The sequence below is a fragment of the Xanthomonas bonasiae genome, from assembly GCF_017163705.1.
In the GTDB taxonomy this organism is placed as follows: domain Bacteria; phylum Pseudomonadota; class Gammaproteobacteria; order Xanthomonadales; family Xanthomonadaceae; genus Xanthomonas_A; species Xanthomonas_A bonasiae.
Genome location: NZ_JAFIWB010000021.1, coordinates 62036 through 85363, shown reverse-complemented (window position 1 = coordinate 85363; position 23328 = coordinate 62036). Strand labels below are relative to the sequence as shown.

At 68.3% G+C, this 23328-nt stretch carries 22 protein-coding genes; 8 read left to right on the top strand and 14 right to left on the bottom strand.

The window, feature by feature from the left end; all coding sequences use genetic code 11:
* The first annotated feature begins 4 nt into the window (after nucleotides 1–4).
* The 6 genes from JR064_RS16545 (at nucleotide 5) to JR064_RS16520 (ending at nucleotide 7867) form a co-directional block, all read left to right on the top strand.
* Entirely contained in the window at nucleotides 5–1231 is a 1227-nt protein-coding gene (locus JR064_RS16545; RefSeq protein ID WP_206230471.1) for an FtsX-like permease family protein, read from the top strand.
* Nucleotides 1232–1270: 39 nt separating this feature from the next.
* Complete coding sequence (locus JR064_RS16540; protein WP_206230470.1) at nucleotides 1271–2599, top strand: ABC transporter permease; 1329 nt, start codon at nucleotides 1271–1273, stop codon at nucleotides 2597–2599.
* Between the two features lies 1 nt (nucleotide 2600).
* Entirely contained in the window at nucleotides 2601–3833 is a 1233-nt protein-coding gene (locus JR064_RS16535) for an ABC transporter permease (RefSeq protein WP_206230469.1), read from the top strand.
* Nucleotides 3834–3850: 17 nt separating this feature from the next.
* The gene (locus JR064_RS16530) at nucleotides 3851–5023 is read left to right on the top strand and encodes an ABC transporter permease (RefSeq protein WP_206230468.1); all 1173 of its coding nucleotides are present in this window, start codon (nucleotides 3851–3853) and stop codon (nucleotides 5021–5023) included.
* Between the two features lie 157 nt (nucleotides 5024–5180).
* Complete coding sequence (locus JR064_RS16525) at nucleotides 5181–6518, top strand: sigma-54-dependent transcriptional regulator (RefSeq protein WP_206230467.1); 1338 nt, start codon at nucleotides 5181–5183, stop codon at nucleotides 6516–6518.
* Nucleotides 6515–7867: a sensor histidine kinase gene (locus tag JR064_RS16520; RefSeq protein WP_206230466.1), complete on the top strand. Its 1353-nt coding sequence runs from the start codon at nucleotides 6515–6517 to the stop codon at nucleotides 7865–7867. The genes JR064_RS16525 and JR064_RS16520 overlap by 4 nt, the downstream gene beginning before the upstream one ends.
* A 368-nt stretch (nucleotides 7868–8235) precedes the next feature.
* On the opposite strand, the gene JR064_RS16515 is transcribed toward JR064_RS16520, so the two are convergent.
* Nucleotides 8236–9192 (bottom strand): right-handed parallel beta-helix repeat-containing protein, encoded by a 957-nt coding sequence (locus JR064_RS16515; protein WP_206230465.1) that lies wholly within the window; start codon nucleotides 9190–9192, stop codon nucleotides 8236–8238.
* Nucleotides 9193–9312: 120 nt separating this feature from the next.
* Nucleotides 9313–10677: a bifunctional UDP-N-acetylglucosamine diphosphorylase/glucosamine-1-phosphate N-acetyltransferase GlmU gene (glmU, locus tag JR064_RS16510; RefSeq protein WP_206230464.1), complete on the bottom strand. Its 1365-nt coding sequence runs from the start codon at nucleotides 10675–10677 to the stop codon at nucleotides 9313–9315.
* 144 nt (nucleotides 10678–10821) lie between these two features.
* On the opposite strand from glmU, the gene JR064_RS16505 reads away from it, so the two are divergent.
* Nucleotides 10822–11205 (top strand): GtrA family protein, encoded by a 384-nt coding sequence (locus JR064_RS16505; RefSeq protein ID WP_179568756.1) that lies wholly within the window; start codon nucleotides 10822–10824, stop codon nucleotides 11203–11205.
* A 184-nt stretch (nucleotides 11206–11389) separates the two neighbouring features.
* Here JR064_RS16505 and JR064_RS16500 read toward each other — a convergent pair whose 3' ends face one another.
* The 10 genes from JR064_RS16500 to JR064_RS16455 all read right to left on the bottom strand — a co-directional run bounded on the left by JR064_RS16500 (nucleotide 11390) and on the right by JR064_RS16455 (nucleotide 19734).
* Nucleotides 11390–11962 carry a chorismate mutase gene (locus JR064_RS16500; protein ID WP_179568758.1) on the bottom strand — a complete coding sequence of 191 codons (573 nt, stop codon included), beginning with the start codon at nucleotides 11960–11962 and terminating at the stop codon, nucleotides 11390–11392.
* Nucleotides 11963–12283: 321 nt separating this feature from the next.
* A complete protein-coding gene (locus JR064_RS16495) occupies nucleotides 12284–12706 on the bottom strand; it encodes a F0F1 ATP synthase subunit epsilon (RefSeq protein ID WP_179568760.1) in 423 nt (140 codons plus the stop codon).
* Nucleotides 12707–12852: 146 nt separating this feature from the next.
* A complete protein-coding gene (gene atpD, locus JR064_RS16490; RefSeq protein ID WP_179568762.1) occupies nucleotides 12853–14259 on the bottom strand; it encodes a F0F1 ATP synthase subunit beta in 1407 nt (468 codons plus the stop codon).
* A 122-nt stretch (nucleotides 14260–14381) separates the two neighbouring features.
* The gene (atpG, locus tag JR064_RS16485; protein ID WP_206230463.1) at nucleotides 14382–15245 is read right to left on the bottom strand and encodes a F0F1 ATP synthase subunit gamma; all 864 of its coding nucleotides are present in this window, start codon (nucleotides 15243–15245) and stop codon (nucleotides 14382–14384) included.
* Nucleotides 15246–15355: 110 nt separating this feature from the next.
* Nucleotides 15356–16903 carry a F0F1 ATP synthase subunit alpha gene (gene atpA, locus JR064_RS16480; protein WP_179568766.1) on the bottom strand — a complete coding sequence of 516 codons (1548 nt, stop codon included), beginning with the start codon at nucleotides 16901–16903 and terminating at the stop codon, nucleotides 15356–15358.
* 147 nt (nucleotides 16904–17050) lie between these two features.
* Entirely contained in the window at nucleotides 17051–17578 is a 528-nt protein-coding gene (locus tag JR064_RS16475) for a F0F1 ATP synthase subunit delta (protein WP_179568768.1), read from the bottom strand.
* A 1-nt stretch (nucleotide 17579) separates the two neighbouring features.
* Nucleotides 17580–18050: a F0F1 ATP synthase subunit B gene (locus tag JR064_RS16470; protein WP_179568770.1), complete on the bottom strand. Its 471-nt coding sequence runs from the start codon at nucleotides 18048–18050 to the stop codon at nucleotides 17580–17582.
* 118 nt (nucleotides 18051–18168) lie between these two features.
* Nucleotides 18169–18468 carry a F0F1 ATP synthase subunit C gene (gene atpE / locus JR064_RS16465; protein ID WP_046978353.1) on the bottom strand — a complete coding sequence of 100 codons (300 nt, stop codon included), beginning with the start codon at nucleotides 18466–18468 and terminating at the stop codon, nucleotides 18169–18171.
* A gap of 78 nt (nucleotides 18469–18546) precedes the next feature.
* On the bottom strand, nucleotides 18547–19341 hold the full coding sequence (gene atpB, locus JR064_RS16460; RefSeq protein ID WP_206230462.1) for a F0F1 ATP synthase subunit A: 795 nt from the start codon (nucleotides 19339–19341) through the stop codon (nucleotides 18547–18549).
* A 27-nt stretch (nucleotides 19342–19368) separates the two neighbouring features.
* Nucleotides 19369–19734 carry an ATP synthase subunit I gene (locus JR064_RS16455; RefSeq protein ID WP_179568774.1) on the bottom strand — a complete coding sequence of 122 codons (366 nt, stop codon included), beginning with the start codon at nucleotides 19732–19734 and terminating at the stop codon, nucleotides 19369–19371.
* A 433-nt stretch (nucleotides 19735–20167) separates the two neighbouring features.
* On the opposite strand from JR064_RS16455, the gene JR064_RS16450 reads away from it, so the two are divergent.
* Nucleotides 20168–20995 carry a hypothetical protein gene (locus tag JR064_RS16450; protein WP_179568776.1) on the top strand — a complete coding sequence of 276 codons (828 nt, stop codon included), beginning with the start codon at nucleotides 20168–20170 and terminating at the stop codon, nucleotides 20993–20995.
* 140 nt (nucleotides 20996–21135) lie between these two features.
* Here JR064_RS16450 and JR064_RS16445 read toward each other — a convergent pair whose 3' ends face one another.
* Complete coding sequence (locus tag JR064_RS16445) at nucleotides 21136–21411, bottom strand: hypothetical protein (RefSeq protein ID WP_179568778.1); 276 nt, start codon at nucleotides 21409–21411, stop codon at nucleotides 21136–21138.
* A gap of 90 nt (nucleotides 21412–21501) precedes the next feature.
* Entirely contained in the window at nucleotides 21502–23307 is a 1806-nt protein-coding gene (lpdA, locus tag JR064_RS16440; RefSeq protein WP_206230461.1) for a dihydrolipoyl dehydrogenase, read from the bottom strand.
* Between the last annotated feature and the right edge of the window lie 21 nt (nucleotides 23308–23328).

The following is a 23328-nucleotide window of genomic DNA, read 5'->3' as shown; positions in this document are numbered from 1 at the left end:
TCCCGTGCATATCCGCCCCATCCTCTCCAGCCTGCGCAAACACAAGATCGCCGCACTGCTCATCGTGCTGGAGATCGCCTTCAGCTGCGCGGTGGTGTGCAATGCGCTGTTCCTGATCGACCAGCGCCTGGAACGCATGCAGCGCCCCAGCGGCGCGGCCGAGCAGCAGATCGTGCAAGTGCGCATCCGCAGCGTGGCCGGGAACGACGACAGCGCCGCGCTGACCCGCGAGGATCTGGATGCGCTGCGCCGGATCCCCGGCGTAAGCAACGCCAGTGCGATCAACCAGCCGCTGTTCGGAACGACGGTCACGTTCAGCGGCATTTCGCTCAGCGCCGACCAGCAGCGCAGCACGATGCGCGCGACCAACTACATGGGCGACATGCAGTTGCTGGACACGCTGGGACTGACCCTGGTCGCCGGCCGCCGTTTCCACCCCGACGAGTTCCTCGACTATGCGCGGCTGCAGGATCCCAACGACACCGGCACGCTGCCGTCGGTGATCGTGAGCCAGGCGCTGGCGCAACGCCTGTTCCCGGACGGCACCGCGCTGGGCCGCACCATCCATGTGTTCGGCGAGCACCGCATCGTGGGCATCGTGCAACGCCTGGTGCAGCCGCGCGACTTCGGCACGCCGGCCGACTACCAGGACGCGATGCTGCTCCCGGTCAACATTCCCTACACCAGCGGCACCTACCTGCTGCGGGTGAACGATCCCGCGCAGCGCGAAGCGGTGCTGCAGCAGGCGCGCAAGGTCCTGTTGGCGCACGGACCCAGGCGCATGATCCAGGACAAGGGCACCATGACCGCGGAGCAGGCGCGCGCCACTTACTACCGCAACGACCGCGCGATGGCCTGGCTGCTGGTCGGGGTGTGCGCGATGCTGCTGCTGATCACCGCGCTGGGCATCGTCGGCCTGGCCAGCTTCTGGGTGCAGCAGCGCACCAAGCAGATCGGCGTGCGCCGCGCGCTCGGCGCCACGCGCGGCCAGGTGCTGCGCTATTTCCAGTTGGAGAACTTCCTGCTCGCCAGCGCCGGGATCGGCCTGGGCATGCTGCTGGCCTATGCCGCCAACCTGTATCTGATGAGCGCCTACGAACTGCCGCGGCTGCCGCTGTGGTATCTGCCGGTCGGCGCGCTGGCGCTGTGGCTGCTCGGCCAGCTCGCGGTGCTCGGACCGGCGCGCCGCGCCACCCGCGTGGCGCCGGCGGTGGCCACGCGCAGCGCCTGACCTATCGCAGACGACGACACGCAACCGAGGAACGTCCGGATGCTGTACTACTCCCTGACGATGGCCTGGCGCAGTCTGCTGCGCACGCCGATCGCCACCGCATTGATGGTGCTGGCGATCGGCCTGGGCATCGGCGCGAGCATGACCATGCTGACGGTGCTGCACGTGATGTCGCGCGATCCGTTGCCGGGCAGGAGCGGCGCGCTCTACGCCCCACACCTGGATCCATTGCCGGCCAGCTACCCCGAGAGCCAGGAATGGGGCAACCCTTCGGACAACCTCACCTGGCCCGACGCAATGGCCTTGCTGCGGGCAAACCGCGCTACCCACCAGGCGGCAATGGCGGGCGGGCAGGCGCTGCTGTGGCCGCAGCGCGCAACCAGTCCGCCGCTCGACTTGAGCGGCCGCTACGCCACCGCCGAATTCTTCGCCCTGTTCGGCATACCGCTGCAACGCGGACACGGCTGGAACGCAAGCGACGACCAGAACCATGCCCGCGTCATCGTGCTGAGCCGCACACTGGCCGACACCCTGTTCGGCGCACGCGATCCGATCGGCCAGAGGGTTGCGCTCGGCGAACAGCGGATCGGCTTCCAGGTGATCGGCGTGGCCGGACACTGGAATCCGCAACCGCTGTTCTATGCCGACCCGAACAGCAAGGGCGGCTTCGGTCAGCAGGACGACTTCTTCCTCCCGCTGGCCACCGCGATGGAACTGGGGCTGGACACCAGCAGCAGCGTCAGCGGCTGGGATGCGTTCAGTGGCAGCGACCAGGCGCGCCTCAAGGACCCTTCCACCACTTGGCTGCAGTTCTGGGTGCAGCTGGATACGCCGCAGCAGGTAGCCGCCTACCAGCGCTTCCTCTACGACTATGCCGCGACCCAGCACGCCAGCGGACGCTTCCAGCGCCCGCCGCAGCGTGCCCGGCTGTATGCGTTGATGGACTGGCTGCGCCACCTGCGGATGGTGCCCGACGACGTGCGCCTGCAGACGCTGCTGGCGTTGGGCTTCCTGTGGATCTGCCTGGTCAACGTCATCGCCCTGCTGCTGGCGAAGTTCCTGCGCCGCGGCAGCGAGATCGGCGTGCGCCGCGCGCTCGGCGCCCGGCGCGGCCACATGCTCCTGCAGTTCGGCAGCGAAGCCGCGCTGATCGGGCTGCTCGGCGGCGCACTGGGAACCGCGATCGCCGAACTGGGATTGTGGAGCGTGCGCCAGCGCCCGGACGACTACGCCAGGATCGCGCGGATGGACCTGCAGATGCTGCTGGCCACCGTGGCCCTGGCGGTGGTCGCCGCGCTGCTGGCGGGCCTGCTGCCGGCCTGGCGGGCCAGCCGGATCAACCCCGCCCTGCAGATCAAGGACATCTGACATGAACCTGCCGATCCGCCCCATCCTCTCCAGCCTGCATCACCATCGCCTCACCGCCGCGCTGCTGACGCTGCAGGTCGCGCTGACCTGCGCCTTCGTCGCCAACGCGGTGTTCCTGATCGGCGGCCGGATCGAACGGTTGCGGACCCCGAGCGGCCTGCCCGAGGACGAACTCTCGCTGATCTCGGTGCGTGGCCTGCAGGGCAGCGACAATGCGCAGGCCCAGCAGCAAGCCGACCTGCTGGCGCTGCGCAGCATTCCCGGGGTCAAGGCGGCGACCGCGTTCGGCGCCAGCATGCCGCTGTCCGGCGGCGCCAACGACTATGGCGGCTGCGCCGACCGGGAAGCGCTGGAACGTGCGAACGCGCAGCGATCGATGGACGTTTCCGGTTGCATCCAGGCCACGTATTACGTCGGCTCGCCAGGTTTCGTGCAGGCCATGGGCGCGCACCTGGTCGCCGGCCGCGATTTCCATGCCGACGAATACTCCACCGCGTCCCCCAGCGCGCTGATCGTCACCCGCGCGCTGGCGCAACGGCTGTGGCCGGACCAGCCGGCCGTCGGCAAGACGCTCTACGGCGACAGCCAGAGCACCGTCGTCGGCGTGGTCGACGACCTGCTGCGCCCGATGCTGCGCGGCGCCGCGGTCGATCGCCTGGTCGCGCTGTCGCCACAGCGTCCCATGGGCTCGCAGACGCAATACCTGCTGCGCAGCGCCCCGCAAGACCGCGACCGGGTGTTGGCCGCCGCGGCCGGCGTGCTGGCCAAGGCCGGCCCGCTGCGGCTGATTCCGAACGAGGGGCGGCGCAGTTTCGCGCAGGTGCGGCAGCGCTACTTCCAGCGCGATGCCACCATGATCGGGCTGCTGCTCGCGGCGACCACGGGCCTGCTGTTCGTCACAGCCCTGGGCATCGGTGGGCTGGCCAGCTTCTGGGTCCAGCAGCGCACGCGCCAGATCGGCATTCGCCGCGCCATCGGCGCGACCCGCCGCGACATCCTGCGCTACTTCCAGACCGAGAACCTGCTGATCGTCGGCAGCGGCAGCGTGCTGGGCATGGCGCTGGCAGTGCTGCTCAACCAGGCGCTGATGCGCCACTACGACCTGTCGCGCCTGCCGCCGGGCTACCTGCCGGCGGCGGCCATGGCCTTGCTTGCGCTCGGCCAGCTGGCGGTGCTGTGGCCGGCACAACGCGCCGCCGCCGTGCCGCCCGCGGTCGCAACACGCAGCGCCTGAGCGGATCGCGTCGGATCATGGATCGATTGCTGATCTCGCCGTACAGGCACCCGCTGCTGGCGATGCTGATCGTGCTGCAGATGGCGCTCGGCTATCCGGTGCTGCTCGCCATGGGCACGCTGGCGTCGCAGGCGCATGCGCGGATGCACGCCTCCAGCGGCATCGACGACGATGCGCATCTGCTGACGCTGCGGCTCAACGGCCGCGTGTCCGCCGCGCAAGCGCAGCGCCAGGCGGCGGCACTGCGCGCGATCCCCGGCGTCCTGCACGTGGCGGCGATCAATCAGCTGCCGTTCGGACCCGAGCACTGGAGCACGCTGATGGGACCGCGCGCCGACGGCGCCGGCGGACAGTTCCGCGTGACCACCTACCTCGGCGGTCCCGGACTCGTGGCGGCGCTGGGCCTGCGCCTGCAGCGCGGCCGCGATTTCGCCAGCGACGAGTACCGCGACCTCGCCTCGCCCACCGCGCTGGACCTGGCGCAGCGGGTGATCCTGACCCAGTCGCTGGCAGCGAGGCTGTTCCCCGGCCGCGACGCGGTGGGACAGGCGGTGTATCTGGGCGGCCGGCCGCCGGCACGGGTGGTCGGCATCGTCGAGCGGCTGCGCGCGCCGGGCACCGGCGACGAGGACGGCGCCATCCTGGCGCTGCGCCTGCGCGACGACGGCGACGCGCTGTATGTGCTGCGCATCGCGCACGGCGATCCGACGCAGCTCCGCGCGCGCCTGGGATCGGATGCGCAGCGGATCGCAGCGGGACGGATGCACGAACTGGGCAGCGCCGGCGAACTGCGCTCGCAGCAACGGCGCCTGCATCGCCAGCGGCTGATGCTGCTGGCGGCAGGTGCGGCGCTGTGGCTGCTCGCCACGACCGCGACGGTCTACGCCATCAGCGAGCTGATGGTGCGCCAGCGTTACCGGCAGATCGCGTTGCGTCGCGCGCTGGGCGCGCGCGCGGCGCAGATCCGCCGGCAGCTGCATCAGGAAAACCTGCTGCTGTGCGGCCTGGGCGTCGCCATCGGCGCGGGCGTCGCCGCGCTGCTGCGCCGGGTCCTGCCGGATGCCGCAGCGCTGTCGCCGCCGCCACTGCCCGCCCTGGCCATCGCGTCGCTGTTGCTCGCTGCCGGCTGGCTGGCGATGCGCGGACCGGCCGTTCGCGCGGCGCGGCTGTCGCCTGCGGCGTATCGGTGATGGGCATGCGCGTAGTCGCCACATCCCCTGCGCCCGCGATGGCATCGGCCGCACGCCGATGGCCGCTGGCGCACACGACAAGCCACACCGGGACTGCGATGATGCCGCTTCGTCCGGCATTCGCCCGTTCCGCCCAAGCCATCCGACAAGGTTCCCGATGCCCTGCATCCTGATCATCGACGACAACCCCGCCGTCGCCACCGCGCTGGAAGTGCTGTTCTCGCTGCACGACATCGAGACGGTGCATGCAGACAGTCCGGATGCCGGCCTGCAGCGCCTGGCCGAGGGCGATATCGACCTGGTGCTGCAGGACATGAACTTCACCGCCGACACCACCTCGGGCGAGGAAGGCGTGGCGCTGTTCGATGCGATCCGCGCGCGCCACCCGGACCTGCCGGTGATCCTGCTGACCGCCTGGACCCAGCTCAGCAGCGCCGTGGAACTGGTCAAGGCCGGCGCCGCCGACTACCTGGCCAAGCCCTGGGACGACCGCAAGCTGCTGACCACGGTCAACAACCTGCTGGAGCTGTCCGAAGCGCGGCGCGAACTGGAACGGCGCCGCGACGGCGAACGCCGCCATCGCCAGCAGCTGGCGCAGCGCTACGACCTGCGCGGCGCGGTGTTCGCCGACCCGGCCAGCGAGCGTGCCATCGCCCTGGCCTGCCAGGTCGCGCGCTCGGAACTGCCGGTACTGATCACCGGCCCCAACGGCAGCGGCAAGGAGAAGATCGCCGAGATCGTCCAGGCCAACTCGCCGATGCGGCAGGGTCCGTTCGTGGCGCTGAACTGCGGCGCGATTCCGGCCGAGCTGATCGAAGCGGAATTGTTCGGCGCCGAGGCCGGCGCCTACACCGGCGCCAACAAGGTCCGCGAAGGCAAGTTCGAGGCCGCCGACGGCGGCACCCTGTTCCTGGACGAGATCGGCAACCTGTCGCTGGCCGGGCAGATGAAGCTGCTGCGCGTGCTGGAGACCGGGCGTTTCGAACGGCTGGGCTCCAACCGCGAGCGCCAGGTCAAGGTGCGGGTGATCAGCGCCACCAATGCCGACCTGACCGCGATGATCCGCGACGGCACGTTTCGCGAGGATCTGTACTACCGGCTCAACGCGGTGGAGCTGTCGCTGCCGGCGCTGGCCGACCGGCCCGGCGACATCCTGCCGCTGGCCGAGCACTTCCTGTCCGGCGCCAAGCCGCTGTCGGCCGGCGCCGCCCAGGCGCTGCAGCGGCACGCCTGGCCGGGCAACGTGCGCGAGCTGCGCAACGTCGTCCAGCGCGCCGAACTGCTGGCCGGCGGCCGCGTGATCGAGGCCGCCGACCTCAACCTGCCCAAGCCCGCAGCGCAGCGTGCCGCACCCGGCGCCGAACCGGACCGCGAGCGCATCGTCGCGGTGCTCGGCCGCGCCAACGGCGTCATCGCCCAGGCCGCGGCCGAACTGGGCATGAGCCGGCAGGCGCTGTACCGGCGCATGGACCGCTACGGAATCCCGCGCGAATGAAACTGCGCCGCTCGTTCACCGTCGGCCTGTTCCTGCGCCTGTTGCCGGTGCTGGCGCTGGCCGCGGCGATGCCGTGGCTGCTGGCGTACTGGATGGACCGCGGCTGGGAAGTGGTGACCTTCTCGGCGCTGTCGCTGCTGGTGCTGATGTGGTGGACGCTGCGCCGCGCCACCGCGCCGATGCGCTCGCTGTTCCGCGCCCTGGCCGGGACCGTCAGCAGCTACCGCGACGGAGAATACAACTTCGGCGTGCACTGGCGCGGCGACGACGAACTGGGCGAGATGGTCGCCGCGCACCGGCAGCTGGGCGAGATCCTGCGCGAGCAACGCCAGGGCCTGGCGCAGCGCGAACTGATGCTCGACACCATGGTGCAGAACACGCCGGTGGCGATGCTGCTGACCTCCAACGGCGGCGACGGCCTGCGCCGCGTGGTGTTCTCCAACCTGGCCGCGCGCAAGCTGCTGCACGGCGGCTGGAAGCTGGAAGGCCAGCGCCTGGACGACCTGCTGCTGGGCATGCCGCCGGCGCTGCGCGAGGCCGTGGCGCGCGGCGGCGACAGCCTGTTCACCATCGACGACGACGAGGATCCGGAAGAGGAGCAGGTCTACCATCTGTCGCGGCGCCGCTTCCGCCTCAACGGCCGCCCGCACGAACTGCTGCTGATCCGCCTGCTCACCGCCGAACTGCGCCGCCAGGAAGTGCATACCTGGAAGAAGGTGATCCGGGTGATCAGCCACGAATTGAACAACTCGCTGGCGCCGATCGCCTCGCTGGCGCACTCCGGCGCCGAGCTGGTGCGGCGGCAGAAGGTGGAGCGGCTGGAGGAAGTCTTCGGCACCATCGAAGAGCGCGCGCGGCACCTGGAAGGCTTCATCCGCGGCTACGCGCGCTTCGCCAAGCTGCCGCAGCCGCAGTTGCAGACCGTGCACTGGGCGCAGTTCCTGAGTGGGCTGCAGCAGCAGATCCCGTTCGCGCTGGAACTGGAAGCGCCCGACCTGCACAGCCGGGTCGACCCGGCGCAGCTGCAGCAGGCGCTGCTGAACCTGGTCAAGAACGCGCACGAGTCCAGTCCCGAGGGCCTGGCGCCGGCCGACAGCGTGCGCATCCGCGTCTCCACCCGCCCCGAATGGCTGCGCATCGAGGTGCTGGACCGCGGCAGCGGCATGAACGAAGCCGTGCTGCACAACGCGCTGATGCCGTTCTATTCGACCAAGCGCAACGGCACCGGCCTGGGCCTGGCGCTGACCCGCGAGATCGTCGAAGCGCACGGCGGCCGCCTGTCGCTGCAGAACCGCGACGAAGGCGGGCTGTGCGTGGCGGTGCAGTTGCCGCTGGCGTCGGCGGGCTGATGACGCCTCACGCATCCCTGTAGGAGCGGCTTCAGCCGCGACGGACATTTCCGGTAGAGCCTGTCGCGGCTGAAGCCGCTCCTACAAGGGTGCACACGTGCTCAATCGTGTCCGGTGCCGCTCGACGATGCACGGCGTCGGCGCCGGCCGTGGCGCTGGCGGGAATCGCGCCGGAGTGGCGGTGCCGTTGCCGCTGGCATCGGCGAGCTAGCGCATTTCGATCCAGGCGATGCCACGTGATGTTGCCACTGTAGGAGCGACTTCAGTCGCGACGGGCTCTACCGGTAACGCCCGTCGCGACTGGAGTCGCTCCCACAAATTCCCTCATCGCGCTGCACGCCGCAGATTGGCCGTTGCGGCACGCAGTTTCACTCGTGCACGGTGCCGCTCTCGACGATGCGCGGTGTGCCCAGCGCGCCGCAGGCGTCGTCGGCTCCGGTGGTGGCGGTCGCGGGTATCGCGCCGTAATAGCCCGCGCCGACCGTGTTGTCGACGAAGCGCCCGCCCTGCGACGGACATTCGCCCTGCTCCGGATCGAACCAGTCGGAGAACGCGGCGTACTTGCCGGCGCGCACGAAATGGTTGCCGCGCACCTGGGTATCGTCGGACGCATCGCGGGTGCGCACCACGTCGCCGTTGACGTCGGTGAAACTGTTGCCCTCGACGGTATTGCCGGTCGAATGCCGCGCCAGATACAGCGCATGGATGTAGCCGGAGGTTTCCTTGCTGTTCTCGATCGCGCTGAACTGATTGTCGGCGATGACGTTGTCGCGCGAGTTCTGCAAGCGGATCGCCGCATACGAGTACGCCGGATCGCCCTGGCCGTGGATGCCGCCGATGCGGGTGAAGCGCATGTCGCGGATCTCGTTGCCGGCGTTGCCGTCGGCGGCCGCGTTGCTGCTGCCCAGATCCATCGCCATCCAGTAGTCGCTGACCTCCAGGCCGACGAACTGCAATTGGGTGCGCTGGTTGCCGCCGCCGCGCAGGGTGAACCAGGTGCCGCCGCCGCGTCCGTCGAAGTGCGGCATCGTGCCTGCACCGGAGGCGGCGACGATGCGCAGCGGCGCGCCGTTGCGGAACGTCCAGCGTACCGACTGGCCCAGATAGGTCCCGGGCGCGACCACGATTTCCACCGCGGCCGGCGGCGGCTGCGCCAGCAACCGTTGCTGCGCGGCGCTCAATGTCTTCAAGGCGGTCGCGGCGCTGGTCCCGGCCGCGGCATCGTCGCCGTCGGGCGCCAGGTACAGGCGGAAGGTCTGCGCGTGCACGACGCTCGCCGCCACCAGCAACACCAGGACCCACCAGCGCATGCGTCGTACCGACATCGAACACCTCCATGGAGCGTTGCGACGCTGGCGCCGGATCCGGCCAGCCGCGCCACCTTAGCGCGGCTCCGCGCGTGCGGCTGCGATGCCTGTCACGCGCCGCCCGGCGCGCGCTGGCGGCTATTTCTTCTTCGGCCGCTTCCAGTCTTCGTGCGTCGCCTGCCGCGCCCGCGCCACGGTGAGCTGGCCGGCCGGCGCGTCGCGCGTGATCACCGACCCGGCGCCTATGGTCGCCCCGGCACCGATCGTCAGCGGCGCCACCAGCGCGCTGTTGGAGCCGACGAAGACGTCGTCGCCGATCATGGTCTGCGACTTGTTCACGCCGTCGTAGTTGCAGGTGATGGTGCCGGCACCGATGTTGACCCCGCTGCCGATCGTCGCATCGCCCAGATAGCTTAGATGATTGGCCTTGCTGCCGACGCCGAGCACCGCCTTCTTGGTCTCGACGAAGTTGCCGATGTGCACACCGTCGGCCAGCACCGTGCCCGGCCGCAGCCGCGCGAACGGGCCGATCATCACCGCGCCCTCGGTGACCACGCCTTCCAGGTCGCAGTGCGCGCGCACTTCGGTACCCGGCCCCAGCACCACGTCCTTCAGCCGCACGAACGGGCCGATGCTGACCCCGTCGCCCAGTTCCACCTCGCCTTCCAGCACCACGTTCACGTCGATGCACACGTCGCGGCCCACGCGCACGCGGCCGCGCTGGTCCAGCCGGTTCGGATCGAGCAGGTGCGCCCCCTGCTCGCACAGCGCACGCGCCGCGCGCAGCTGCCAGGCGCGCTCCAGCTGCGCCAGCTGCCACGGGTCGTTGGCGCCCTCGGTCTCGATCGGATCGGCCACCAGCACCATCTCCGCCGGGGTGAATTCGGCGGCGGCGGCGGCGAACACGTCGGTCAGGTAATACTCGCCCTGCGCGTTGTCGCTGCGCAATTGCGCCAGCCAGCGCTTGAGCGCGGTGGATTCGGCGGTGACGATGCCGGTGTTGATGGCGCGGATGCGGCGCTGATCGTCGTCGGCATCCTTGTGCTCCACGATCGCCGCGACCTTGCCTGCCGCGTCGCGCACGATGCGGCCGTAGCCGCTGGGGTCGTCGGGTTCGGCCACCAGCACCGCCAGCCGCCCCGGCGAGTGCAGCAGGCGCAACAAGGTGTCGGCGCGGATCAGCGGCACGTCGCCGTACAGCACCAGCACCGTGGCCGCATCCGGCACCTCGGCCATCGCCTGCTGCACCGCATGTCCGGTGCCCAGCTGCTGCGCCTGCTCGGCCCACAGCAGATCCGGCTGGTCGCCGAAGGCCGCGCGCACCGCGTCGCCGCCATGGCCGTAGACCACATGGATCGCCGCCGGCTGCAGCTGGCGCGCGGTGTCGATCACGTGGGCCAGCATCGGCCGGCCGGCGATGGGTTGCAGCACCTTGGGCTTGGCGGACTTCATCCGCTTGCCCGCGCCGGCGGCAAGGATCACGACGTGCAGGGGCAGGCTCATGGGGAAGTTCCATTCCGGGTCAGACGGGGATTTTAGAGGCAGCCGCGTCAGCGTGCCGCAACGCCCGCGGCGTCGCGACGCCGCGGCATTTACATCTGCGTGGCAGACGCTAGCATGCGCGCTTGATCCCAACCCAGGGCTTCCATGAGTCTGCTGCGCCAGGGCAGTCAATTCGTCGTGATCGGATTGCTGCAACTGCTGATCGACTGGAGCGTGTTCGTCGCGGCGACCGCCGCCGGCATGCCGCCGATCCCGGCCAACGTGCTCGGCCGCGTCTGCGGCGCCCTGCTCGGCTTCTGGCTCAACGGCCGCATCACCTTCGCCAGCGGCGACGGCGCGCGCCTGGGCTGGCAGCGGTTCGGCCGCTTCATGGCGGTGTGGATCCTGATGACCCTGCTCAGCACCTGGCTGGTGGCGCTGTGCGTGGACGCGCTGGGCCTGCGCCTGGCCTGGCTGGCCAAGCCGGTGGTCGAAGGCCTGCTGGCGGTACTGTCGTTCTTCGTGGGGCGGCACGTGGTGTACCGCTAAGGCGCAGCACGCAGCACACCCCTGTAGGCGCGGCTTCAGCCGCGACAGGCACTCTCGGCAACGCCCGTCGCGGCTGAACGCTCCTACAAAAAACAGGCCGCTGCGCACGGCGCGGCCCGCGCGCCCTCGACCGCGCAGGCCGCATGCCGGTGCAATCGGGACGACTGCGCCCCGCTCGCCTCGCTCAGTGGCAGAAATCGCCCAGGCTGCGCACCAGCGCGGTGCGATGGACCTGGTCCAGCTGCCAGCGCAGCGCATAGGCCTCGGCCGCGCGCGCGGTCGCCGCGGGACACTCCGGCGCCTGCCGCGCCGCGGCGCTGGCCTGCAAGGCGTCCAGCATTTCGCCCTGCAGCTGGTCCAGCCGCGCGCGCAGCGCGGTCAGGTCCGGACGCGGCTGGTCGGGGGCACGGCCGCGCAGCCGCCAGCGCTCCAGCAACTGGTATTGCACCAGCTTGTTGGACTCGATCTGCATGCCGAAGAAGCGCGCCGCATCGTCCGCATCCACGCCGTGCGCCGGCGCCTGCTCGCGCACGCTGGCCAGCACCGCGGCTTCGCGCGTGGCGTCCAGCACCGGCTTGCCGCTGTCCCATTTGCTCAGCGCCACCTGGTCGCCGATCGCGTTGCGCTCGACGATGCGGTCGAGCAGCGGTTCCAGCGGCGTGGCGCTGCGCGCGGGCATCGCGCAGCCCAGCATGGCAGTGCCGGCCAGCAGCGCGCTCAGCACGCGCGGGAGTGTGGCAGCGACGGAAGCGGTCATCGGGTCTCTCCTGAAAAACCGTCTGCGTGGGGGAATGAATCCGCAGATCGGGCGGCCATCTTGCCGAAGCCGGAGGACGTTTTCATTGCATCGCGCCGCGCCTGGCGCGCGCCGGCGCCGCCGAGTCAGCGGCGATAAAGCCTGCGCCGTGCGCCGCGTCACTGTTGCGGCGATGCCGGCGCTACGCGCGAGACGGCAGCTGCGCTCCTCGCCGCTGCGAAACGGCACGGCGTACAGCGGACGTGGCCCACAAACGAAAAACGCCGGCAGCCGCCGGCGTCTTCGTCGCATGCCTGCGCCAGACGGCGCGCGCCGCGAGACTCAGTGCTTGAGGTTCTTGCGCAGGCGTTCCAGCGCCTGCAGCTGCGCGGTGACTTCCGCCAGCTTGGCCTGCGCCTCGGCCACGTCGATGCCCTCGCCGCGGTTGGCCAGCATGCGCTCGGCGTCTTCCTTGGCCTTGCGCACCGACGCCTCGTCGATGTCCTGCGCGCGGATCGCGGTGTCGGCCAGGATGGTCACCACCTGCGGCTGCACCTCGAGGATGCCGCCGGAAATGGCGAAATCCAGCTGCTCGCCGCTGGCGGTGGTGACCACCACCTTGCCGGGCTTGAGCCGGGTGATCAGCGGCGCGTGCTTGGGCGCGATGCCCAGCTCGCCCAGCTCGCCGGTGGCGACCACCAGGGTCGCTTCACCGTGGTAGATCTCATGCTCGGCGCTGACGATGTCGCAACGGATGGTGCTCATGGTTACCTCGCTGGCGCGAGGCGGGATTGGGGATTGGGGATTCGGGATTGGTCAAAGCGGTGTCACCGCCTTCTCCTCCATTCGAATCCATCAAACCCGACACCCGCCTTTGCGTATCCCTAATCCCGAATGCCGAATCCCGGCTGTTACGCCTTCTCGGCCATCTTCTTGGCCTTCTCGACCGCTTCTTCGATGCTGCCGACCATGTAGAACGCCTGCTCCGGCAGGTGGTCGTACTCGCCTTCGACGATGCCCTTGAAGCCGCGGATGGTGTCCTTCAGCGACACATACTTGCCCGGCGAGCCGGTGAACACTTCGGCCACGTGGAACGGCTGGCTGAAGAAGCGCTCGATCTTGCGCGCGCGCGACACCGACTGCTTGTCTTCTTCGGACAGCTCGTCCATGCCCAGGATCGCGATGATGTCCTTCAGTTCCTTGTACTTCTGCAGGGTCATCTGCACGCGGCGGGCGGTGTCGTAGTGCTCGTGGCCGATCACGTTCGGATCCATCATGCGCGAGGTCGAATCCAGCGGATCCACCGCCGGGTAGATACCCAGCGAGGCGATGCTGCGCGACAGCGCGACGGTCGAGTCGAGGTGGGCGAAGGTGGTCGCCGGCGACGGGTCGGTGTAATCGTCCGCGGGCACGTACACGGCCTGGATCGAGGTGATCGAGCCGGTCTTGGTCGAGGTGATGCGCTCCTGCAGCACGCCCATTTCCTCGGCCAGGGTCGGCTGGTAGCCCACCGCCGACGGCATGCGGCCCAGCAGCGCCGACACTTCGGTACCGGCCAGGGTGTAGCGGTAGATGTTGTCGACGAACAGCAGCACGTCCTTGCCCTTGCCGTTCTCGTCCTTCTCGTCGCGGAAGTACTCGGCCATGGTCAGGCCGGTCAGCGCCACGCGCAGGCGGTTGCCCGGCGGCTCGTTCATCTGGCCGTACACCATCGCGACCTTGTCCAGGACGTTGGAGTCCTTCATCTCGTGGTAGAAGTCGTTGCCCTCGCGGGTCCGCTCGCCCACGCCGGCGAACACGGACAGACCCGAGTGCGCCTTGGCGATGTTGTTGATCAGTTCCATCATGTTGACGGTCTTGCCGACGCCGGCGCCGCCGAACAGGCCGACCTTGCCGCCCTTGGCGAACGGGCACATCAGGTCGATGACCTTGATGCCGGTTTCCAGCAGTTCGGTGGCCGAGGACTGGTCTTCGTAGCTCGGCGCGGCGCGGTGGATTTCCCAATGGTCGGTGGCCTGCACGTCGCCGGCCTCGTCGATCGGGCGGCCCAGCACGTCCATGATCCGGCCCAGCGTGCCCGGGCCGACCGGCACCGAGATCGCGCGGCCGGTGTTGGTCGCCAGCAGGTTGCGCTTGAGGCCGTCGGTGGAACCGAGCGCGATGGTGCGCACGATGCCGTCGCCCAGCTGCTGCTGGACTTCCAGCGTGATGGCCGTGCCCTCGACCTTCAGTGCGTCGTAAATCTTCGGCACATCGGCACGCGCGAATTCGACGTCGACGACCGCGCCGATGATCTGAACGATCTTGCCCTGACTCATTTGGATAACTCCACTAATGTCTATGCGAATCTGGTGTCGGGAATGGGGAAAGGGGAATCGGGAATGGGAAGATCAAGCGCTGCTGCTTCGACCATTCCCGTTTCTCCATTCCCCATTCCCGGCTACACAGCGGCTGCGCCGCCGACGATCTCGGAAATTTCCTGGGTAATCGCCGCCTGGCGCGCCTTGTTGTAGATCAGCTGCAAGGTGCTGATCAGCTTGTTGGCGTTGTCGCTGGCCGCCTTCATCGCGACCATGCGCGCGGCATGCTCGGAGGCCACGTTCTCCAGCACCGCCTGGTACACCAGCGACTCGATGTAGCGCGTCATCACGTGATCCAGCACGGTCGCGGCATCGGGTTCGTACAGGTAGTCCCAGTCGTGGTGCGCGACCTGGTTCTCCGCCGCCGGCAGCGGCAGCAGCTGGTCGAAGCTGGCCTTCTGCGTCATCGTGTTCACGAAGCGGTTGTAGACCAGGTAGACGCGGTCGACCTTGCCCTCGGTGAACGCATCCAGCATCACCTTGATCACGCCGATCAGCTGTTCCAGCTGCGGCACGTCGCCGAGGTGGCTGACGCTGCCAACCATGTCGACCTTGAGCCGGCGGAAGAACACCGAGGCCTTCTGGCCGATGGTGACCACGTCGATGCCGGCGCCCTTGTCCTGCCACTGGCGCACTTCGCCCAGCATCTTGCGGAACAGGTTGTTGTTGAGGCCGCCGGCCAGGCCGCGATCGGAGGAGATCACGATGTAGCCGACGCGCTTGACCGCGTCGCGCTGCACCAGGAACGGATGCGTGTAGTCGGTGCTGGCCTGCGCCAGATGCCCGATCACCTGCTTCATCGCCTGCGCGTACGGGCGCGAGGTCTTCATCCGATCCTGCGCCTTGCGGATCTTGGAGGCCGAGACCATCTCGAGCGCGCGCGTCACCTTGCGGGTGTTCTGCACGCTCTTGATCTTGGTTTTGATTTCGCGTCCGCCTGCCATTACTCGCTCCGCTCGTGGGATTCGGGAATCGGGATTCGGGATTGGCCGAAGCCCCCCGTATCCCGCTCCTGCGAATCTCTAATGCCTAATCCCGAATCCCTGCTGCTGACTTACCAGCTGCCCGTGGTCTTGAACTCGCCGATGCCCTTCTTGAACGCCGCTTCGATCTCGCCGTTCCAGTCGCCGCTGTCGTTGACCTTGGCGATCAGCTCGCCGGCGGTGTTGGCGAAGTGCGCATGCAGGCCTTCCTCGAACGCGCCGATCTTGTTGACCGGCACGTCGTCCAGGAAGCCTTCGTTGACCGCGTAGATCGACAGCGCCTGGTTGGCGATGGACATCGGCAGGTACTGCTTCTGCTTCATCAGCTCGGTGACGCGCTGGCCGCGCTCGAGCTGCTTGCGGGTGGCTTCGTCCAGGTCCGAGGCGAACTGCGCGAACGCCGCCAGCTCGCGGTACTGCGCCAGCGAGATGCGGATGCCGCCGGAGAGCTTCTTGATGATCTTGGTCTGCGCGGCGCCGCCGACGCGCGACACCGAGATGCCGGCGTTCACCGCCGGACGGATGCCGGCGTTGAACAGGTCGGTTTCCAGGAAGATCTGGCCGTCGGTGATCGAGATCACGTTGGTCGGCACGAACGCGGACACGTCGCCGGCCTGGGTTTCGATGATCGGCAGCGCGGTCAGCGAACCGGTCTTGCCCTTCACTTCGCCGTTGGTGAACTTCTCCACGTAGTCCTCGGACACGCGCGCGGCGCGCTCCAGCAGGCGGCTGTGCAGGTAGAACACGTCGCCCGGATACGCTTCGCGGCCCGGCGGGCGCTTCAGCAGCAGCGAGATCTGGCGGTAGGCCACGGCCTGCTTGGACAGATCGTCGTACACGATCAGCGCGTCTTCGCCGCGGTCCATGAAGTACTCGCCCATGGTGCAGCCGGCGTAGGCGCTGATGTACTGCATCGCCGCCGATTCGGAGGCGGTCGCGGCGACCACGATGGTGTGCGCCAGCGCGCCGTTCTCTTCCAGCTTGCGCACGATGTTGGCCACGGTCGAGGCCTTCTGCCCGATCGCCACGTACACGCACTTGATGCCGGTGGTCTTCTGGTTGATCACCGCATCGATCGCCAGCGCGGTCTTGCCGGTCTGGCGGTCGCCGATGACCAGCTCGCGCTGGCCGCGGCCGATCGGGATCATCGCGTCGACCGACTTGTAGCCGGTCTGCACCGGCTGGTCGACCGACTTGCGCCAGATCACGCCCGGCGCCACGCGCTCCACCGGCGCGGTCTGCGAGGTGCCCAGCGGGCCCTTGCCGTCGATCGGCTCGCCCAGCGCGTTGACCACGCGGCCGAGCAGTTCCTTGCCCACCGGCACTTCCAGGATGCGGCCGGTGGTCTTGGCCACGTCGCCTTCGCGCAGGTTCTCGTAGTCGCCGAGCACCACGGCGCCGACCGAGTCGCGCTCCAGGTTCAGCGCCAGGGCGTAGGTCTCGTTCGGCAGTTCGATCATTTCGCCCTGCATCACGTCGGCCAGGCCGAAGATGCGCACGATGCCGTCGGACACGCTGGTGACCGTGCCTTCGTTGCGCGACTCCGCAGTCAGCTTGACCTGCTCGATGCGGTTCTTGATCAGTTCGCTGATTTCGGAGGGATTGAGCGTGGTTGCCATCTTGGTTTCCTTCGGATCGTCCACCGCGCGAAGGCGGATGGCGACGTTTGGTTAGCTTCTTTGAGAATCGGGAATGGGGAATCGGGAATCGCTGGTGGCGTCGCCGCCGGGCCGGGTTCTCTCTTCTCTATTCGCCATTCCCGCTTCTTAGTGGGCCAGTGCGGATTGCAGGCGCGACAGCTTGCCTTTCAGCGAGCCGTCGATGACCACGTCGCCGGCGTCGATCACCGCGCCGCCGATCAGCGAAGCGTCCACCGCCGTGGTGATCTCGACCTCGCGGCCGAAGCGCTGCTTCAACGCCACCTTCAACGAGGCCACCTCCGCGTCGCTCAGCTGGGTGGCCGAGGTCACGTTGGCCTTGACCACACATTCGGCCTCGGCACGCAGCTGATCGTACAGCCCGGCGATCTCGGGCAGCAGCGGCAGCCGCTGCCCTTCGGCCAGCAGGCTCAGGAAGCGCGCGTACTGCTCGTCGGCCACCTGCGGCGCCAGCAGCGCCACCGCCTGCTCGCGCTGCAGCTGCGGGTTGTGCAGCAACGCCGCCACGCGCGGATCGGCGGCGACCTGGGCGGAGAACGCCAAGGCCTGCGACCATGGCGCGAGCTTGCCGGCATCGCTGGCCGCGGCGAACGCGGCGCGGGCATACGGACGCGCCAGTGTGAGGGCCTGGCTCATCTCAGATCTCCGCCGCCAGCTCGTCGAGCAGCGCCTTGTGGGCGTTGGCGTCGATTTCGCGCTTGAGCAGCTTTTCCGCACCGCTCACCGCCAGCAGCGACACCTGGCGACGCAGGTCCTCGCGCGCACGGTTGGCCGCGGCGTCGATCTCGGCCTGGGCCAGATCCTTCTGCCGGTTGGCCTCGGCGATCGCCTCGTTCTTGGCCGCTTCGACGATCTGGTTGGCGCGCGCGTGGGCCTGATCGATGATCTCGTTGGCCTTGACGCGTGCGTCTTTCAGCGCTTCGTTGACCTTTTCCTGCGCCTGCGCCAGATCCTTCTGGCTGCGATCGGCGGCGGCGAGGCCTTCGGCGATCTTCTGTTGGCGCTCTTCGATGGCCTGCATCAGCGGCGGCCAGATCTTGGTCGCGACGATCCAGATCAGACCGGCAAACGCCAGCGCCTGGGCAAAGAGGGTGAGACCGATATTCATTGGGTACGCTCAGCCAAAGTGACGGGGTGGACGCGCCGCCATCGCGGCGGGCGCGTCCGAACCTTCATCCGCAGCGGGGGCGGCCGCATCGCTGCGACCGTCCGCCGGTGCTACTGGATCAGCCGCCCTGCGGCAGGCGCGACACGAACTCGCCGATCATCGGGTTGGCGAACGCGAACAGCAGGCCGACCGCGACGCTGATGATGAACGCGGCGTCGATCAGGCCGGCGGTGATGAACATGCGCACCTGCAGCACCGGGATCAGTTCCGGCTGGCGCGCGGCCGATTCCAGGAACTTGCCGGCCATGATGGCCAGACCGAGGCCGGCACCCAGCGCGGCCAGGCCGATCATGATGCCGACGGCGAGGACGGTGGAGCTCTGGACTTGGGCGAGGTTGGTCAGGACGGCGAAGTACATGGTTTTCTCCGAGAACTAAAGTTGCTTGAGGATGGTGAATCGAACGAAGGGTTGCTTAAAACGCGTGAAGCAGAAACGTCAGTGGCTGTCTTCCGCCAGGCTCAGATACACAATGGACAGCATCATGAAGATGAAAGCCTGCAGCGGGATCACCAGCAGGTGGAACAGCATCCAGCCGAAGCCGAATGCGCCGCCGGCCAGCGCGCCGAAGATGCCGGCACCGCCCAGCACCCAGATCAGCAGGAACACGATCTCGCCGCCGAACATGTTGCCGAACAGTCGCATCGCCAGCGAGATCGGCTTGCTCAGCCACTCGACGACATTGAGGATCAGGTTGAACGGCAGCATCCACTTGCCGAACGGGGCGGTCAGGAATTCCTTGGCCATCCCGCCCACGCCCTTGGAGCGCAGCGAGAAGAAGATCATCAGGAAGAACACGCTGATCGACATGCCCAGGGTGGCGTTGACGTCGGCGGTGGGCACCGGCTTCCAGTAGTGCACGCCGGCCAATTCGAGCGGCTTGGCGATGAAGTCCGCCGGGATCATCTTGATGAGGTTCATCATCAGGATCCAGAAGAACAGCGTGATCGCGATCGGGGTCACCAGCTTGCTGGTGCCGTGGTAGGTGTCCTTGGCCTGGCGGTCGACGAACTCCAGCAGGATCTCCACGAACGCCTGCCACTTGCCCGGCACGCCGGCGGTGGCCTTGCGCGTGGCGATCCAGAAGCCGAACACCATCAGCAGGCCGGACAGCACCGACATGACCAGGGTATCGACGTGCACCTGCCAGAACCCGCCCTCCTGCACCTGGAAGGTGAGGTTTTGCAGGTGGTGCTGGATGTAGGAGGTAGGGGTTGCTTCCTCGCCCGCCATGAGTCCTGAGCCTTTATCGTGATTCGATCAACGTCTGGCCAGAGCCAGAACCTGGAACATCAGCCCGGTGGCGATACCCGCCAACAGGGCCAGAGGAGGCAGCCGCCACCAGGCAAAGCCCAGCGCGAGTACCGCGAATACCAACACCCACTTCAGCACCATGGCCACGATCAACCGCGCCATCGCCGCACCAGCCGCCTGCACGCCGCCGCTCAACGCGGTGCGTGCCGCCAGCCATCCTCCCGCCACCGTCGCCAGCCCGGTTGCGGCAGCGCCCATGGCGTACTTCGGCCCCAGCAGCAGGAACGCCAGGGAAACCACGGCCACCGCCACCAGCGGGTAAATCGCTGCGCGCAGCATCAGCCGCCGACCCGCATCAACGGAGTTCAGCACAGAAAATCCTGCAGTTGGTGGTGGGTTGAGGACGTCTTCGCGTCCGTCGAGCCGCGGAATTATAGCAATGGGACAATTTGCGAGACAACCGCCAAAGGTCGCGGCCGTCCCCGGATCCAGCCAAGCCGCCAACGATAGCACGTCGCGGACCCGCACCGCGGCCCGCATTGATGCATCGCAACAGGGATTTGCGTGGGAACTTTTCTTCCCGCCTCCGGTCCGATCATGCAGGGACTGCGCCCATCCTCGTCGATTTGCAGCGCGGACCCATGGAGCCCCGGGCGACCGGGGCTCTTCTTTTTGCCTGCGATTCCGTGACCGATGCCACCTCCATACCTTCACGGATGGTGGACACGGTTTTAAGGATAGTTGCGGCACGCGGTGGCGCTCGCCATCGGCGCATCCATCCCCAGATGACGGAGCTTCGCCCCCTATGAAACATTTGCTCGCCCTTGCGTTGCCGTGCGCGCTCGCCGCCGCCTACGCCCTTCCCGCCCACGCCGCCGACACCGACGACCGCTTCACCATCCGCCTCGGCGCGATGAACGTGGACAACGACAACACCCTGCGCGGCAACACCACCATCGCCGGCAACGAGATCTCCGGTTCGCAGGACTTCGACTTCGGCGGCAAGGAATGGGAGCCGCGCGTGGACGGCGTGTTCCGCATCAGCACCCGCCAGCGCCTGATCTTCGACTACTTCAAGTACGACAAGGACCGCCGCGAGGAACTGGGCGAGAACCTCAGCTACGACGGCGTCACCGTGCCGGCCGGCAGCTTCGTCAAGGGTGAGATGAAGTACCAGGTGGCCAGCCTGGTGTACGACTACTCGGTGATCGACACCCCGCAGTTCAGCATGGGCCTGCAGATCGGCGCCGAGTGGGCCAAGGTCCAGGCCAATGCCTACGCCGACCTGGGCGACCTGTATTCGGGCACCTTCATCGACGAGAGCGAAGACGGCGCCGCGCCGGTGGTCGGCCTGCGCTTCACCGCGCAGCCGAACGAGCATTGGCTGTTCAGCGTGCAGGGCCAGTACGTCAACACCAAGTGGGGCGATTTCGGCAAGTACGACGGCGACCTGAGCCGCGCCAATGCCATCGCCGAGTACCGCTTCACCAAGAACTTCGGCATCTTCGCCGGCTACGACTGGTTCAAGCTGGACGTGGACCGCGAGACCGACTCCAACTCCGCCTCGCTGACCAATGTCGGCCTGAAGCAGGAGTTCAAGGGCCCGGTGGCCGGTGTGACCTTCGCGTTCTGATTCCTTCGGGACTCGCAAAGAGCTTCAACGCAACCCCCCGCAGCGATGCGGGGGTTTGTCGTTTATGGGGCCGGTTGGCAGGCGGTCGGATCCTGCGGCGGCCTGGACGGCGATGCCGGCGCGGGTGCGGCGGACACCGCTCACGGCGGCTTGGTCACGCCCGCCACCAGCAGGTGCCGGTGAATCTCGCAGTAGCACTCGTCGTGCCAACCGTAGTGCGGATCGCGGCACACCGAATGGCGTACCGCCGCGGGCAGGCTGCCCACGGCGCTGCGCAGATCGTGCCGCAAGGCCACGAACACCGAGCCGGACTCGGGCCAGTCGGTCCGATGCGGCGGCTCCTGCATGCGGTTGCCCTGGCCCAGCTCGCGCTCCAGCAGCGCCTGCAGTTCGGAACACAACGACTGCGTGTGCATCGCATTCTCCGCAATCGCGGCGCGGTGCCGCGCAGACAGGACGACGCCCCGCGAACGGGGCGTCGTCGGCGTCGCGCGTGCGCCAGCCGCTTACTTCTTCTTCGGGATGTACAGGTCGGTAATGGTGCCGTCGTAGACCTCGGCGGCCATGCCGACCGACTCGCTCAGGGTCGGATGCGCGTGGATGGTGTGACCGATGTCCTCGGCCTCGGCGCCCATCTCGATCGCCAGGCCGATCTCGGCCAGCAGGTCGCCGGCATGCACGCCGACGATGGCGCCGCCGACGATGCGGTGCGTGTCCTCGTCGAAGATCAGCTTGGTGAAGCCCTCGGTGCGGCCGATGCCGATGGCGCGGCCGCTGGCCGCCCACGGGAACTTGGCCACGCCCACCTTCAGGCCCTTGGCCTTGGCCTCGGTCTCGGTGACGCCGACCCAGGCGATTTCCGGGTTGGTGTAGGCCACCGACGGGATCACCCGCGCCACCCACTCCTTCTTCTCGCCCGCCGCCACTTCCGCGGCCAGCTTGCCCTCGTGGGTGGCCTTGTGCGCCAGCATCGGATTGCCGACGATGTCGCCGATGGCGAAGATGTGCGGCACGTTGCTGCGCATCTGCCGGTCGACCGGGATGAAGCCGCGCTCGGTGACGTTCACCCCGGCCTTCTCCGCGCCGATCTTCTTGCCGTTCGGCGAACGGCCCACCGCGACCAGCACGCGGTCGTAGCTGGTCGCGCCCAGCGCCGGCTGCTCGCCTTCGGCCGCGGCCTCAAAGGACACGGTGATGCCCTTCTTGTCGGCCTTGACCTCGGTGGCCTTGGTCTTCAGGTAGACCTCCACGCCCTGCTTCTTCAGCCGGTCGGCCAGCGGCTTGACCAGGTCCTTGTCGGCGCCCGGCATCAGCTGGTCCATGAACTCGACCACGGTGACCTTGCTGCCCAGCGCGCTGTACACGGTGGCCATTTCCAGGCCGATGATGCCGCCGCCGACCACCAGCAGGGTCTTGGGGATCTCCTGCAGCTCCAGCGCGTCGGTGGAGTCCATGACCCGCTTGTCGTCCCACGGGAAGTTGGGCAGCTTCACCGCCTGCGAACCGGCGGCGATGATGCACTGCTCGAAACGCAGCAACTGGGTCTTGCCGTCGGCGCCGACGATCTCCAGCTCGTTGGGCGACACGAACGACGCCACCCCGGTGACGGTGCGCACCTTGCGCTGCTTGGCCATGCTGGCCAGGCCGCCGGTGAGCTTGCCGACCACGCTTTCCTTGTACGCGCGCAGCTTGTCCAGGGCGATCTTGGGCGCGCTGAAGGTCACGCCGAAGTCGCCGGCATGGGCCACCTCGTCGATCACCGCGGCCGCGTGCAGCAGCGCCTTGGACGGAATGCAGCCGACGTTGAGGCAGACGCCGCCGAGGCTGGCGTAGCGCTCGATCAGCACCGTGTCCAGGCCCAGGTCGGCGGCGCGGAACGCGGCGGTGTAGCCGCCGGGGCCGGCACCGAGCACCACCATCTTGCATTCGATGTCGGCCGGCTTGCCGCTGGCCAGCGCCGGCTTGGGCGCCGGCGGCTCGGCCGGGGCGCGATGCGACGGCGCCACCGGCGGCTTGCTGGCCGGCGCCTCGGCCTTGGCCGGCGCGGGCGCGGCGGCCGGCGCAGCGCCGGCGTCCTCGGTCTCCAGCAGCGCGATCACCGCGCCCTCGGACAGAACGTCGCCGAGCTTGACCTTCAGCTCCTTGATCACGCCGGCCGCCGCCGACGGCACTTCCAGCGTGGCCTTGTCCGACTCCAGGGTCAGCAGGCCCTGGTCCTTCTTCACCGTGTCGCCGACCGCGACCAGCACTTCGATGACCGGAACCTCGCTGTAGTCGCCGATATCCGGGACCTTGACCTCAATGACCGCCATGCAGCTTCTCCTGTGGCCCGG